14 protein-coding genes, 1 other RNA gene and 1 pseudogene are annotated in these 13,444 nt (G+C 70.7%); 12 read left to right on the top strand and 4 right to left on the bottom strand.

What is annotated here, in order from left to right:
- The first annotated feature begins 212 nt into the window (after positions 1-212).
- From AAH979_RS28090 to AAH979_RS28070, 5 genes are all read left to right on the top strand, one after another.
- On the top strand, positions 213-1,445 hold the full coding sequence (locus AAH979_RS28090; RefSeq protein ID WP_346261131.1) for a helix-turn-helix domain-containing protein: 1,233 nt from the start codon (positions 213-215) through the stop codon (positions 1,443-1,445).
- Between the two features lie 22 nt (positions 1,446-1,467).
- Positions 1,468-2,037, top strand: coding sequence for a flavoprotein (locus tag AAH979_RS28085; RefSeq protein ID WP_346261130.1), 570 nt, complete (start codon positions 1,468-1,470; stop codon positions 2,035-2,037).
- Between the two features lie 130 nt (positions 2,038-2,167).
- The gene (locus AAH979_RS28080; RefSeq protein ID WP_346261129.1) at positions 2,168-3,061 is read left to right on the top strand and encodes a Nif3-like dinuclear metal center hexameric protein; all 894 of its coding nucleotides are present in this window, start codon (positions 2,168-2,170) and stop codon (positions 3,059-3,061) included.
- On the top strand, positions 3,058-3,798 hold the full coding sequence (locus AAH979_RS28075) for a C4-type zinc ribbon domain-containing protein (protein ID WP_346261128.1): 741 nt from the start codon (positions 3,058-3,060) through the stop codon (positions 3,796-3,798). The genes AAH979_RS28080 and AAH979_RS28075 overlap by 4 nt, the downstream gene beginning before the upstream one ends.
- A 33-nt stretch (positions 3,799-3,831) precedes the next feature.
- On the top strand, positions 3,832-5,010 hold the full coding sequence (locus AAH979_RS28070) for a bifunctional RNase H/acid phosphatase (protein ID WP_346261127.1): 1,179 nt from the start codon (positions 3,832-3,834) through the stop codon (positions 5,008-5,010).
- 95 nt (positions 5,011-5,105) lie between these two features.
- Here AAH979_RS28070 and AAH979_RS28065 read toward each other — a convergent pair whose 3' ends face one another.
- A complete protein-coding gene (locus AAH979_RS28065; RefSeq protein ID WP_346261126.1) occupies positions 5,106-5,990 on the bottom strand; it encodes an alpha/beta hydrolase in 885 nt (294 codons plus the stop codon).
- Positions 5,991-6,440: 450 nt separating this feature from the next.
- On the opposite strand from AAH979_RS28065, the gene AAH979_RS28060 reads away from it, so the two are divergent.
- On the top strand, positions 6,441-6,689 hold the full coding sequence (locus AAH979_RS28060; protein ID WP_346261125.1) for a DUF3311 domain-containing protein: 249 nt from the start codon (positions 6,441-6,443) through the stop codon (positions 6,687-6,689).
- A gap of 6 nt (positions 6,690-6,695) precedes the next feature.
- Entirely contained in the window at positions 6,696-8,369 is a 1,674-nt protein-coding gene (locus AAH979_RS28055; RefSeq protein ID WP_346261124.1) for a sodium:solute symporter, read from the top strand.
- Between the two features lie 317 nt (positions 8,370-8,686).
- Here AAH979_RS28055 and AAH979_RS28050 read toward each other — a convergent pair whose 3' ends face one another.
- Positions 8,687-9,499: a sulfite exporter TauE/SafE family protein gene (locus AAH979_RS28050; RefSeq protein WP_346261123.1), complete on the bottom strand. Its 813-nt coding sequence runs from the start codon at positions 9,497-9,499 to the stop codon at positions 8,687-8,689.
- A 160-nt stretch (positions 9,500-9,659) separates the two neighbouring features.
- Positions 9,660-10,415 (bottom strand): glucose 1-dehydrogenase, encoded by a 756-nt coding sequence (locus AAH979_RS28045; protein ID WP_346261122.1) that lies wholly within the window; start codon positions 10,413-10,415, stop codon positions 9,660-9,662.
- A gap of 98 nt (positions 10,416-10,513) precedes the next feature.
- On the opposite strand from AAH979_RS28045, the gene AAH979_RS28040 reads away from it, so the two are divergent.
- The 5 genes from AAH979_RS28040 to AAH979_RS28020 all read left to right on the top strand — a co-directional run bounded on the left by AAH979_RS28040 (position 10,514) and on the right by AAH979_RS28020 (position 13,176).
- Positions 10,514-11,131, top strand: a complete 618-nt coding sequence (locus AAH979_RS28040; RefSeq protein ID WP_346261121.1) for a helix-turn-helix domain-containing protein — start codon at positions 10,514-10,516, stop codon at positions 11,129-11,131.
- A 60-nt stretch (positions 11,132-11,191) separates the two neighbouring features.
- Positions 11,192-11,633: RNase P RNA component class A (gene rnpB, locus AAH979_RS28035), an RNA gene on the top strand.
- Positions 11,634-11,799: 166 nt separating this feature from the next.
- A complete protein-coding gene (locus tag AAH979_RS28030; RefSeq protein WP_346261120.1) occupies positions 11,800-12,102 on the top strand; it encodes a hypothetical protein in 303 nt (100 codons plus the stop codon).
- A gap of 268 nt (positions 12,103-12,370) precedes the next feature.
- Positions 12,371-12,736: a hypothetical protein gene (locus AAH979_RS28025; RefSeq protein ID WP_346261119.1), complete on the top strand. Its 366-nt coding sequence runs from the start codon at positions 12,371-12,373 to the stop codon at positions 12,734-12,736.
- Positions 12,737-12,993: 257 nt separating this feature from the next.
- On the top strand, positions 12,994-13,176 hold the full coding sequence (locus tag AAH979_RS28020) for a helix-turn-helix domain-containing protein (protein ID WP_346261118.1): 183 nt from the start codon (positions 12,994-12,996) through the stop codon (positions 13,174-13,176).
- A gap of 76 nt (positions 13,177-13,252) precedes the next feature.
- On the opposite strand, the pseudogene AAH979_RS28015 reads toward AAH979_RS28020, so the two are convergent.
- Positions 13,253-13,444 (bottom strand): annotated as a pseudogene (locus AAH979_RS28015) (IS110 family transposase); the annotation flags it as partial.

Genomic DNA, 13,444 nt, shown 5'->3' with positions numbered 1-13,444 from the left:
TCTCGGCCAGTTACGCAGGTCGAAGCCCGTCACTGGCGTCTGACGCGGTCGTTTGTCCGGGCAGACAGCCGCAAGTTGCATCGAAAGCTACGAGCGGCCGTCTCCGGAGTGACGTACATGCTGTGCGACCAGCACAGACGTGAGTCGCACCCCGTTTTCGCACCGGCGCGGGCCCCCTGACCGGACCGCCGACGCAGAAAGGAGGGCCGGACGTGGACGAACTGCCGATCGGGCGTCGCGTCGCCTACTGGCGCGGTCGCCGCAAAATGTCGCAGCAGGTCTTCGCCGATCGGCTCGGAAAGTCGAAGAGCTGGGTGGACAAGGTCGAGCGGGGCGTACGCCGGCTGGACAAGTTCTCGGTGCTGTACGAGATCGCCGACGTACTCCAGCTCGACGCCCAACTCCTGCTCGGCAAGGCGCCGGAACGCCGGGCCGACGGGCTCACCTGCATCGACGAGGTGGAGGTCGAGGAGATCCGCTCCGCCCTGGAGCGGTACGACTCGATGAGTTCGTTCTTCACCACCACGCCGCAGCCGCCCTCACCGGCCGAGATGACCAAGTCGGTGAACCATGCCTGGCTGACGTACCAGTACGCCCGGTACGGCGTGCTGACCCGGGCGCTGCCGAAGCTGCTCCGGGACGCCCAGGCGCTGGACAGCGTGGCCGGCGGCGACGACGCCGGCAAGGCGGCCCACCTGCTCGGGCAGGTCTACCAGATCGCCTCGTCGGCGCTGCGCAAACTCGGCGAGTACGAGCTGGCCTGGCTTGCCGCCGACCGGTCGATGGCGGTCTCCCAGCGGGCCGACGATCCGCTGCTGGCCGGGGTGGCCACCTACCGGGTCGGCAACGCCCTGCTGGCGCTCGGCCGGGCCCGGCCGGCGCTGGAGGTGAACGTGAGCGTCGCCAACCGCCTCGCGCCGGGCGGCAGCAACGACGCCGGGCCGGACCGGCTCTCCGTCTACGGGATGCTGCTGTTGCAGGGGGCGATGGCGGCTGCCCGGATGGGCGACAACAACACGGTCAAGGACCTGGTCAACGAGGCCGAGGGGGCGGCCGACCGGCTCGGCGGCGACCAGAACCACTACTGGACCAGCTTCGGCCCGACCAACCTCGAGCTGCACCGCGCGGCGGCGGCGGTGGAGTTGGGCGAGGGTGGGAACGCGGTGCACACCCACGAGCGGCGGATCATGCGACGGGAGGGGTTCAACGCGTTGCTGCCGGAGCGGCGGGCGCACCACATGCTGGACCTGGCCCGCGGGTTCGCCCAGATCGGCGACCTGGACCGGGCGGGCGAGGCGCTGGTCGACGGCGACCGGCTGGCCCCGTCCGAGATCCGCTGCCGGCCGATCGCGCACGAGGTGATGTCGAACGTGTTGCGTCGCACACGGGGTGCGCCGCCCACGCCGATTGCGGAGTTGGCTGAGCAGATGGGAGTGGCCGTATGACCGCGGTACAGGGGAGCGTCCGGTGACGGAGTCGACCGGGTCACGGGTGCTGTACGTGCTCGCCTGCGGTTCGCCGCTGGCCCGGCACGTCGGTCGGCTGGTGACCTGCGCGCAGCGCGACGGCTGGGACGTGTGCGTGGTACTGACCCCGGACGGGACGAAGTTCGTCGACGTACCGGCGCTGAGCCGGCAGACCGGGCATCCGGTGCGGTCGACGTACAAGAATCCCGGTGATCCGGACGTGCTGCCCGACGCGGATGCCATGATCGTCTCTCCGGCGACGGTGAACACGATCAACAAGTGGGCCGCCGGGATAGCCGACACCCTCGCCCTCGGACTGCTGGTCGAGGGACTCGGCAAGGGGCTGCCGATCGTGGCGATGCCGTTCACCAACGCCGCGATGGCGGCCCACCCGGCCTTCCTGACCAGCCTCGCCCGGCTGCGGGACTGGGACGTCACGGTGCTCTTCGGCGACCACGTCATGCCACTGCACCCGCCGGGCACCGGGGAGCGCTACCTGGAGAGGTTCCCCTGGGAGATGGCGGTGACCGCACTGCGGGCCCGGCTCTCGGTCAGCGGCCAACTCGGCTGAGCCCGGCGGGGTGCGGCCCGGCCTCCACCGGCGACCGGGTGGGGGTGGGAGCGGTGCCGTGGCACGTCCGGCGGTGCCGGTAGCGACGGTCGGCGCCGCGGCCGGCCGGACGCCGGTAAGCTGGGCCGCCGTGGGTGCATCCGGATCTCCGGCCGTCAGCGTGGCCGACGTCGTGGCAGCGCTGGACCAGCGTTATCCGCCGGCGTGGGCCGAAGGGTGGGACCGGGTGGGACTGGTGGTCGGTGAGCCGTCCGCACCGGTACGCCGGGTCTGCTGCGTCGTGGACGTGGTACCGGAGACCGTCGCCGAGGCGCTCGGGTACGGTGCCGACCTGATCGTCGCGCACCATCCGCTGCTGCTGCGCGGGGTCTCGTCGGTGGCCGCGACGACGTACAAGGGCCGGATCGTGCATCAGTTGATCAAGAACGACGTGGCCCTGTACGTGGCGCACACCAATGCCGACGTGGCCAGTCCGGGGGTCTCCGACGCGCTCGCCGTCCGGCTCGGCCTGACCGACCTGCGCCCGCTGCGCCCGGCCGACCCCTCCGGTCCGGCCGCCGGCCAGGGGCGGGGCATCGGGCGGATCGGCCGGCTGCCGGAGCCGACGACGCTGGCCGAGTTCACCGGGTACGCGGCCCGGGCGCTCCCGCCGACCGCCTGGGGCGTACGCGCCGCCGGTGACCCCGGACGGACGATCTCGACCGTGGCGGTCAGCGGCGGTGCCGGCGACTCCTTCCTCGGCGACGCCCTCCGGGCCGGTGTCGACGCCTTCCTCACCGCCGACCTGCGGCACCATCCGGTCAGCGAATATCTCGCCGAGGACGGGCCGGCGCTGCTGGACGCCGCGCACTGGGCGACCGAGCGGCCCTGGCTCGACGACCTCGCCGCACGCCTGCGCGAGCGGCTGGGCGTCGAGACCCTGGTGTCCGATCTGGACACCGATCCGTGGACGGTGCAGGCGGCGTCTCCGGTACCACCCGTGCTAACCCCCGCATCCTCCGTGGACAAGGAGTCCCTCCGATGAAGGCCGACCCGAAAGACCAGCGTCGCCTGCTCGACCTGCAGGCGATCGACACCGGGCTCGCCCAGCTCGCCCACCGGCGCCGTACGCTGCCGGAGCACGCCGAGCTGGAGGCGCTGGCTCGGGAGCTGTCCGCGCTGGAGGACGAGCGGGTCCGGGCCCAGGTGGCGGTGGACGACCTGGACCGGGACATCGCCCGGCTGGAGCGGGATGTCGAGCAGGTGCGGATCCGCAAGGACCGGGACCAGGCCCGGTTGACCGTCGGCTCGGGGCCGGCTCGCGAGCTGGAGGCGTTGCAGCACGAGCTGGCCTCGCTCAACCGGCGGCAGACCGAGCTGGAGGACGCCGAGCTGGAGCTGATGGAGCAGCGGGAGACCGCACAGGGCGTACTCGACGGGATCGAGCAGCGGCTGACGGCGGCCCGGGAGCGGCGTGCGCAGACCGAGGAGCGGCGGGACCAGGCCCTTGCCGAGATCGGCAAGGAGGAGGAGTTCAAGGCCGGCTCGCGGCAGCCGCTCGCGGCCGACCTCCCGGCCGACCTGGTGACGCTCTACGACAAGATCCGGGAGACGTCGGGCGGGCTCGGCGCGGCCCTGGTCGCGGGCGGGCGCTGCGGCGGCTGCCGGCTGGAGCTCTACGGCGCGGACCGGGCCCGGATCAAGGCCGCCGCCCCGGACGAGGTGGTGCGCTGCGAGGAGTGTCGCCGCATCATGGTGCGTACCGCCGAGTCCGGGCTGTGACCGGCGTCGGTGGCGGGATCGGGGGGTGGACCCGTGCCGGGTCGTAAGGTCGTGGTGGAGGCGGACGGCGGCGCCCGGGGCAATCCCGGCCCGGCCGGTTACGGCGCGGTGGTCCGGGATGCCGGCAGCGGCGAGGTGCTGGCCGAGCGTTCCGAGTCGATCGGCGTCGCCACCAACAACGTCGCGGAATACCGTGGCCTGATCGCCGGGCTGGAGGCCGCCCGCGAGGTGGGCGCGTCCGGGGTCGAGGTGCGGATGGACTCCAAGCTGGTGGTCGAGCAGATGGCCGGCCGCTGGCAGATCAAGAACCCGGGGCTGCGTCCGCTCGCCGCCCAGGCGGCCGGGCTGGTCCGGAAGTTCGACTCGGTGGCGTACACCTGGATTCCCCGGGAGCGCAACCGGCACGCGGACGCGCTGGCGAACGCGGCGATGGACCTGGCCGCTGGCAAGGTGCCGGAGGCAGCCCGGGACAGCGCGGCCGAGCCGGCGGCCGCGCCGCCGTCCGGCGCGACCGGGCGGGCCGAGGCACACGAGGTCGCCGCGCAGGGGTCGACCGCGAAGAGTTCCTGGGAGCCACGCCCGGCGGAGACCGCCACCCGGCTGTTGCTGCTCCGGCACGGCGAGACGGAGTACACCGCGCGGGGCCGCTACTCGGGCCGGGGCGACGTGCCGCTCTCCGACCGGGGCCTGGCCCAGGCCGGTGCGACGGCCCGGCGGGTGGCCGGGCTGGTCGACTCGGTCGCGGCCGTGGTCAGCTCGCCCCTGTCCCGGTGTACGTCGATGGCCGGCATCCTCGCCGGTGGGCTCGGCGGCGTGCCGGTGGTGGTCGAGCCGGATCTGATCGAGTGCGACTTCGGCGAGTGGGAGGGCCGCACCTTCGCCGAGGTACGCGAACGCTGGCCCGCCGAGCTGGACGCCTGGCTGGCCTCGCCGGCCGTGGCCCCGCCCGGCGGGGAGTCCTTCGTCGAGGTCGGTACCCGGGTCAGCCGGGCGATGGCCAAGTTGTTGGCCGGGTACCCGGGGGAGACCGTGGTGGTGGTCTCGCACGTCTCACCGGTGAAGATCGCGCTCCGCGACGCGCTCGCCGCGACCGACGCCTTCCTGCACCGGCTCTATCTCGACCCGGCCGGCCTGTCCCTGTTGGACATCTGGCCGGACGGCGGCATGGCGGTACGGACCGTCAACGACACCGCCCACCTGACCGGCATCTGACCGTGAGCCGACCCGGTCCGACCGCAGGCTGATCGGATCGGGCCGGGTCGGCTGGGTCGGGCCGGGTCGGCTGGGCCGGGCCGGGCCGAAGCCCGTCAGGGCCGGTCGGCGAGGGTCCGGGGCTCGTCGGTGAGGAAGGTGAGCACGGTCTTGACGAACCGGGCCGGGTCGTCGAGCCAGGGGAAGTGGCTGGCACCGTCCTGCACCACGGTCTCGGCGTTCGGGAAGAGCGCGGCGAGCGCCCGGGCCGCCTCCGGGGTGGGTGCCGGGTCCAGTTCGCCGGCCAGGACCAGCACCGGGGCGTCGAGCCCGGCCAGTGCGGCGCGGACCGCGGCGGTGTCCGGGGCGAAGCCGTCGTAGAACCCGGCGGATGGCGCGTCCGGCCGTTCCTCCGGCTCGGCCTCAGCGTGTGCCCGGGCCCGCTCGTCCCACCGGCCGTACGCGAACGGCGCGGCGCCGCTGCGCAACGGGTTCACCTCGTCCGGCCCGGCGCCCCGGCCCGCCGCCTCCTGCCAGGCGTCCATCGCCGCTTTCGCCTCCGGGTACCACCACTGGGTGGCGCGGGCGGCGACCGCCTCCGCGAAGCCGACCGTCTCCACCCCGACCGAGCGCAGGCCCGGGGTGACGAGTACCAACCGGGACAGCCGGTGCGGGTGCCGGGCCGCGTAGAGTTCCGCGAGGTTGCCGGCGGCCGAGTGGGCGAGCAGGTCCATCCGGTCCAGTCCGAGGTGGACCCGGAACGCCTCGACGTCGTCGACCAGCCGATCGCACCGGTAGCTCGCCGGGTCCTCGGGGACGGCCGACTCGCCGCTGCCCCGGAGGTCGAGTTTGAGCAGGGTGCGGTCCCGGCTCAGTCCACCGAGGTCGCCGAGATAGCTCGACGCCCGGGCAGGGCCGCCGGGCAGGCAGACGATCGGCGGCCCGGATCCCAGCACGTGGTACCCGAGTGCGATGCAGTCGTACGAGGGAAATCGCGGCACCCGGCCAGCATGGCAACCGGCCGACCCCCGATCAAGAGCAATCGTCGTACTTCGATGTAGCATTTGGCCTGATAGATCCGTTTGGCGCGACCTTATTTTGGTCGTTGATCACCATTCGGCGCACCGTGCTGGCCGTTGGGCGCACCGGTCCGGTGTCGTCGAGGTGACCGCCGTCACTCTGTCCTAACCTCCGGCGTCACACATAGGTCAACGACGACGTCACACGAAGTTCAACCACGGCCGAGCGCAACCAGGCGGGTCACCAGGCCGAGCGCAGCAGAGGAGACGGCATGAGCGAGCGCAGCGAGCGAATCATCGGACTCAGTGCCAATGTGCCTCATGTCGGTACGGAGCGAAGCGGAGTGCCGGCATGAGCGAGCGCAGCGAGCGAATCATCGGACTGAGTGCCAATGTGCCTCATGTCGGTACGGAGCGAAGCGGAGTGCCGGCATGAGCGAATCTGAGACGCCGACGGCGCCGGCCGGTGGGGTGGTGGCGAGAGCCCGGGCGAAGGACCACAGCCCGTGGAACTGGCTGCTCTTCCTGCCGATCGTGGTGCCGTTGATCACGCCGCTGTTCAACGCCGACTCACCCCGGTTGTTCGGCTTTCCGGTCTTCTACTGGCTCCAGTTGGCCTTCATCCTGCTCGGGGTCGGCACCACGACCGTGGTGTACCAGATGACGAAGAAGCGGGGGTGACCGACGGTGTGGCAGGACCATCTCACTGAGATCATCATCTTCACGCTGCTGTTCCTGCTGGTCAGCGGGATGGGCTTCGTCGCGGCCCGATGGCGGGCGCCGAGCGACATGGCGCACCTCGACGAGTGGGGTCTCGGTGGGCGCAGCTTCGGCGGTTGGATCACCTGGTTCCTGGTCGGCGGCGACCTCTACACGGCGTACACCTTCGTGGCCGTACCGGCGCTGCTGTTCGGGGCCGGGGCAGCCGGGTTCTTCGCGGTGCCGTACACGATCATCATCTATCCGCTGGTCTTCCTGGTGCTGGTCCGGCTCTGGTCGGTCTCGCACCGGCACGGCTTCGTCACCCCGGCCGACTTCGTCCGGAAGCGGTTTGACTCGCCGACCCTGGCCCTGATCATCGCGATCACCGGCATCGTCGCGACCATGCCCTACATCGCGCTCCAGTTGGTGGGCATCGAGGCGGTGCTCAAGACGATGGGGGTCAGCGGGGAGAGCGCCATCGCCCGGCACCTGCCGATCATCATCGCCTTCGCCATCCTGGCCGCCTACACCTACCAGTCCGGGCTGCGGGCACCGGCGCTGATCGCGTTCGTCAAGGACTCGTTGATCTACATCGTGATCCTGGTGGCGATCGTCTACCTGCCGTACAAGCTCGGTGGCTGGGGGAGCATCTTCGACGCGGCGGACGCGAAGTTCGACGCGAGCCCGTCCCCGAACGACGGCATCACGCTCAACGCCAACAACCAGTTGCAGTACATCACCCTGGCCCTCGGCTCGGCGCTCGCGCTCTTCCTCTACCCGCACAGCCTCACCGGCGTACTGGCCAGCCGGAGCCGGGACGTGATCAAGCGGAACATGTCGGCGCTGCCGGCGTACAGCCTGCTGCTGGGTCTGATCGCCCTGCTCGGGTACGCCGCCATCGCCGCCGGGGTGACCCCGTTGCCGGGCGCGACCGAGGGCACCGTGGACAACAACACGGTGGTGCCGCTGCTCTTCGAGCAGCAGTTCCCGAGCTGGTTCGCCGGGATCGCGTTCGCCGCGATCGGGATCGGCGCGCTGGTGCCGGCCGCCATCATGTCGATCGCGGCGGCCAACCTCTTCACCCGGAACATCTACAAGGAGTACCTGCGCAAGGACGCCACCGCGGCCCAGGAGGCGAACGTCTCCAAGATCACGTCATTGGTGGTGAAGATCGGTGCGGTTGCCTGCATCGTCTTCCTCGACCCGCAGTTCTCGATCGACCTCCAGCTCATCGGCGGGGTCATCATCCTGCAGACGCTGCCGGCCGTCGCCCTCGGCCTCTACACCCGGTGGTTCCACCGGGGCGCGCTGGTTGCCGGCTGGGTCGCCGGAATGGGCCTGGGAATGTGGATGCTCTACCAGATTCCCAACCCGGCGACCAAGCGGGCGCACTTCGGCGGGTCCGCGTTCCCGCTGGAGAAGCTCGGCTTCGACGGCTCAACCAAGACCATCTACGTCGGCCTGGTCGCGGTCGTGGTCAACCTGCTGGTCGCGGCGATCGTCACGCTGATCCTCCGGGCCGCCAAGGTCGCCGACGGGGTGGACGGGACCGAGCAGGACGACTACTTCGCCGACGAGGGCGACCCGCGGATCGTACCCAGCCCGAGGGAGTCGGCCGAGGTGGCCGGCGAGCCCGTCGAACCCGCACCGAAGGTCTGACCGACCCGACACACACCGACACCAACCACCCCGCCCCCCGGGGGGATCCCCGTGGCCAGGGCAGGCAACCCGAGATTCGGGTACGCCGACCTGGTCACGGGGATCTCTTGTCCAGCGCCGATCGGCGGGTGTTGATAGCGTGGAGGAGCGACGACGAGCCGATCCGGACCGGAGGTGCGGCAGATGATCGAGATGCTGCTGGTCGGTGCTTTCGGTCTGCTGGAGGTGGCGTTCTTCGGCTGGATGCTGACCGAGGTCCGTCGGCGCTATCCCGCCCGGCGCGGGCACTGAGCCGCCGTCCTGCCGGACGGCCGACGTCAGATCCAGGAGCGGTAGAGCAGCAGCAGGCCGATTGCCGTACCGAAGAGCACGATCACGGTCTTGAGTACCTCGGGCGGCAGCCGGCGGACGAGCCGCGCGCCCGCGTACCCTCCGATGATGGTCGCGGGGGCGACCACCGCGACGGCGGTCCAGTTCACCGGGCCGAACGCGGCGAAGGCGACGGTCGTGGTCAGCCCGACCACCGCGGAGAGCACGTTCTTGATCGCGCTGACCCGGGTCAGCGTCTCGTCCAGCACCAGCGCCAGCCCGGCCACCAGCATGACCCCGAGCGCGGCGCCGAAATATCCGCCGTAGACCGCGCCGACCACGACCATGGTGTGTAGCGCGAGGCTCTGCCGGGAGGGGCTCCGCACCGCCGTCCGGCCCGAGGCGGCGAAGCCGGACCCGGTCGGGGCGGGTTGGCCGCCGCTCTGTCCGATGAGACGGCGAAGCCGGTCCTGGAACGCCAGCACGGCGGTCGCGCCCAGCACCAGGAACGGTACGGCCAGTTCGAACGCCCGGGCCGGAGTGGAGAGCAGCAGCGCGCAGCCGGCGGCGGTGCCCAGCACGGTGCCCGGGACCAGCCGGAGCAGCCACCGGCGGTCCGGCAGATCGTCCCGGCTGCCCCACACGCTGGCCAGGTAGCCGGGGCAGACCGACACCGAGTTGCTCACGTTGGCCGGGATCGCCGGCAGCCCGATCGCGATCATGGCCGGAAAGGTGATGAGCGAGCCGCCACCGGCCACCGCGTTGACAATGCCCGCGGCGAGCCCGGCAGCGAGCAGCAGCAGCGCCTCGGGAAAATCCATAGCCTGTCGAGGCTAATCGGCGGCGTTGCCGACCTCTCGGTGGCCTGCCGGTCCGTCTCGCCGCCAGCCAATCACCGGAAAGGCCGCCAGGCCACCCACCACAGGCAAGGGGGAGCAGGGCCCGGATGTCCTGCTCCGTCCCCCGCCACGGCGGGACCACCTATGGGCGCAGGCCGCCCGAGGCCAGTAGTACCTCTCCGGTCACCCATCCGGCGGCGGGCGAGGCCAGGAAGGTCACCACCGGGGCGACGTCCCCGACCTGCCCCAGCCGACCGAGCGGGGTCGCCGCGACCAGTTCGTCGAGGTACGAACTGCCGATCAGGCCGTGCGAGTGACCTCCCTCGGTCTCCGTGCCGCCCGGGCCGACGGCGTTGACCCGGATGTGGCGGGGGCCTAGCTCCTTCGCCAGTACCCGGGTGATCGCCTCCACCGCGCTCTTGGTGGCCGTGTAGATCATCTGGTTGGGCTGGGACAACTGGACGGCGGTCGAGCTGATGTTGACCACGCTTCCACCGTCCGGGCCGAATCGTTTGACCGCTTCCCGGGTCGCCAGGATCACGCCGAGCACGTTGGTGTCGAACTGGTGGTGGAAGTCGTGCTCGGTCACCGCTTCGAGCGGGCCGAACTCGTACACGCCCGCGTTGTTCACCAGGATGTCGAGCCTGCCGAACTGGTTGACGGCCCGATCGAACATCGCCGTCAGATCGTCCGGCTTCCGTACGTCCGCGGCCACCGCGACCGCCTTACCGCCCAGGGCGGCGATTTCTGCCACGACCCGATCAGCCCGCTCGGTGTCACCGGGGTAGTAGTTGACCACCACCGCCGCGCCGGCAGCCGCGAGGTCCTTCGCTAGGCCGGCCCCGATGCCTTGCGCCGCTCCTGTGACGACAGCCACCTGCCCGGAGAGTGTGCCCATGACATGTCCTTTCCGATAGAAGCGGACTGCGGTCCGCTTTTCATCCTTCGAAACGGACTGTGGTCCGGTTCTGTTCCCGGGCTGGCTAGGCTGCGACTGTGACGTCACCCGCAACCGACCCTGACTCCGGACTCCCGCTCGCCGGACAGCCTGCGGCTGAACGCGTCGACGCGGCCCGCAACCGGGTGCGCCTGCTGGACGCCGCCGCCAGGCTGGTGCGGGAGCGAGGGGCCGAGCACGTCACCATGGAGGCGGTGGCGAACGCGGCCGGCGTGGGCAAGGGCACCGTCTATCGCCGGTTCGGTGACCGCGTCGGCCTCATGTTCGCGCTGCTCGACCACGCCGAACGCACCTTCCAAGAGGACTTCCTGTCCGGTCCGCCGCCACTGGGTCCGGGGGCGCCGCCCCGGGAACGTCTGGCGGCCTTCGGGGTCGCCACGATCCGGCACCAGATTCGCTATCTCGACCTCTATCTCCAGGCCGAACCGAAACCGGCCCGCCAGTACAGCCCGCATCCGCCGTACGAGGTGCGGACCCTTCACCTGGCGAGCCTGCTACGGGCGGCGGGCGTCCCAGGCGACCTCGACGTGATCGCCGAGGTGCTCAGCAGCTATCTCGGCACGCCGTTCCTCAACCGGCTGCACAGCCACCGACGTGTCCCGCCGGAGCGGATCGAGGCGGGCTGGTTCGATCTGGTTGATCGCCTGGCGGGCTGAGTGGCGGCGGCCCGGTGGATCGCTCTTCGGGATCATCGCTACCATTGGGTACGCGACGGACGAGTCGACCGGGCGGTCGCGTCGGCGGAGCGCGAGCCCGCCGCCGAGGAACGTCCGGACTCCACAGGGCAGGGTGGTTGCTAACGGCAACCCGGGGTGACCCGCGGGAAAGTGCCACAGAAAACAGACCGCCAACCGGGGTGGTTTACACGGAAACGCGTGGATCGACCGGTTCGGTAAGGGTGAAACGGTGGGGTAAGAGCCCACCAGCATCCCGGGTGACCGGGATGGCTCGGTAAACCCCACCCGGAGCAAGGCCAAGAGAGGGCCATCGCCGAAAGGCAACGGCCCGCGCAGGCGTTCGAGGGCTGCCCGCCCGATGCCTGCGGGTAGGCCGCTGGAGCCTGCCGGCAACGGTAGGCCGAGATGGATGACCGCCGCCGGCACCACCGGCAACGGTGCGTGCCGGGCACAAAATCCGGCGTACAGGTCGACTCGTCCGTCGTACCCCAGGTCGCGGTCCTGATCTAGGCCGTGACCTGCTTCTTTGTCTGGTGGAATGGGCGACCTGGACCCCGGCTCTCCGCTACGGGCGGGGAGTGGTGCCCTCTCTGTGGCGCGGCGGTCGGGGGGTGGCCGGGCACAGGTAGGCGTTAAGGTGCCGGGCTGTGGATGAGCTCCTGCCCGGCGTGGATGGTAGACGCAGGCTGCCCGTGAGTAACGTTGGCGACCAGGTGGTCTGCCTCTTCGTCGAGCCCTTCGGGGAGGACTTCTGGTTGCAGCCGGAGGAGACCTTTGTCGTGATTGGCGGTGCCGTCGATCCTGAATTCTCGGTCAGTGTCATGTCCGATCACGTGATTGTCTGGGCGAACGCTGGCGACCCCTACGAGGTGCAGGTGGTCGACGGCCGGTCCGGGAATGTCCTGGAGTGTGGTCATGGCCGACCTGGCGAGGCTCCGCAGGCTGAGTGAGTACGGTCTCCGTGGCGGTCTTTCCGTGGGCGGCGGGCGCCGTGGGGGAGGGGGGTCGGGCACGTCCTGGCGGTGGAACTGGTGGCTGTTCCCGGTGACTCGGTGGCAAGTCAGTCCGGGGTTGGACTGGCGCGGCAACCGGAAGCCGGGACCACGACGGCGGCCAACCCCCGCCGGCTTCCGTACCGCCTGGCGGTGGTCGAACTCGCCGGAGTTGCAGTCTGATCCCTCCTCGGCTCGAACCTCGGCCGACGGGCAGGATGACCGGGTGGAACGGGACACCCTGGTCACCCTTCTCGGCGCTGAGGCGGGCGACGTCTACGTGGCATGTCGCGACGCTCTACGGGCGGGTTGCGACTTTCAGATCTTCGACGGGACAGTGCCAATCGGGAACCTGGTCACTATCTACCGGCGTCGAGAGCGTCACACCCGCACACGCGGCATCCGGACGCTCGGGTTTGTCCAGGCGGTGAATCGGCTGGCCTCGGCAGAAGGACCGGGAGAGGTGCTGCTCGGTCAGGTTGGCGGTACAGAGACAGCCTGGTTCTTCCAGCTCTTCCTCACGCCTGAGGGCTCCCGCGTCGTTGCCTGCCTCGGGGTCGACCAGGCCAGGGGAGAGGCTGCACGCCCGTAGTTCGTTGGGTTGACTGTTCCATCTCGGCACGCGGGCGGCTGCCGGCGGTAGTCGGTGGTTTTCCGCCCCGGCCGTGTAGCGGTCCGTTGCGGCTCGCCGCCGGGCGGTCTACCGCCCGCGCGCCGCGCAGCGGCGCTCTTGATCAGTGAGCGTGCCCGCTGGCGCTCCGAACTTCTCGCCGCTAAGGACCGGGCTGCCCAGCTACCGGAGGACGGGTCGGCGACGGGAGCAGGCGGCACGACGGGGGAGGGGCTGTGATGGTGGCGAACGATGGGCTCTGGACGATGCAGGATGTGGCGGCGTACCTGCGGGTGCCGACGGAGACGCTGTACCGCTGGCGCAAGGTCAAGTACGGTCCGCCGGCGGCCCGGGTCGGTCGACACCTGCGGTACGAGCCGGAAGCGGTCCGGTCGTGGGTACGTCGGCAGGCGGCGGCCTGATGGGACATGTGGAAGACCGCTGGTACGACGTCGTCCGGCATCCTGGCGGCCGAAAGACATCCCAGGAGCTTGAATGTCAAGCAACGGCCTCGTTGAGGTGGTGAGACCAGGCGGTCGTCTCGTCGTACGGGGTGCCGGTTTTGAGGCATCCGTGCAGGATGCCGACGAGCCGGTTGGCGAGTTGGCGCAGCGCGGCGTTGTAGGTGGCGCTGCGGGCGCGTTGCCGGTCGTAGTAGGCGCGAGCGCCGGCCGAGACCCGCAGCGACGC

It is taken from the genome of Plantactinospora sp. ZYX-F-223, from assembly GCF_039649625.1.
Taxonomy (GTDB): Bacteria; Actinomycetota; Actinomycetes; order Mycobacteriales; family Micromonosporaceae; genus Plantactinospora.
This window is presented reverse-complemented; position numbering and strand designations above follow the sequence as displayed.

Bases quoted from the DNA above. Each gene is read 5' to 3' on its own strand.
- AAH979_RS28075 (WP_346261128.1), top strand. From the start codon at position 3,058: ATGAAGGCCGACCCGAAAGACCAGCGTCGCCTGCTCGACCTGCAGGCG.
- AAH979_RS28060 (WP_346261125.1), top strand. From the start codon at position 6,441: ATGAGCGAATCTGAGACGCCGACGGCGCCGGCCGGTGGGGTGGTGGCG.
- AAH979_RS28050 (WP_346261123.1), bottom strand. From the start codon at position 9,499: ATGGATTTTCCCGAGGCGCTGCTGCTGCTCGCTGCCGGGCTCGCCGCG.
- AAH979_RS28045 (WP_346261122.1), bottom strand. From the start codon at position 10,415: ATGGGCACACTCTCCGGGCAGGTGGCTGTCGTCACAGGAGCGGCGCAA.
- AAH979_RS28020 (WP_346261118.1), top strand. From the start codon at position 12,994: ATGGTGGCGAACGATGGGCTCTGGACGATGCAGGATGTGGCGGCGTAC.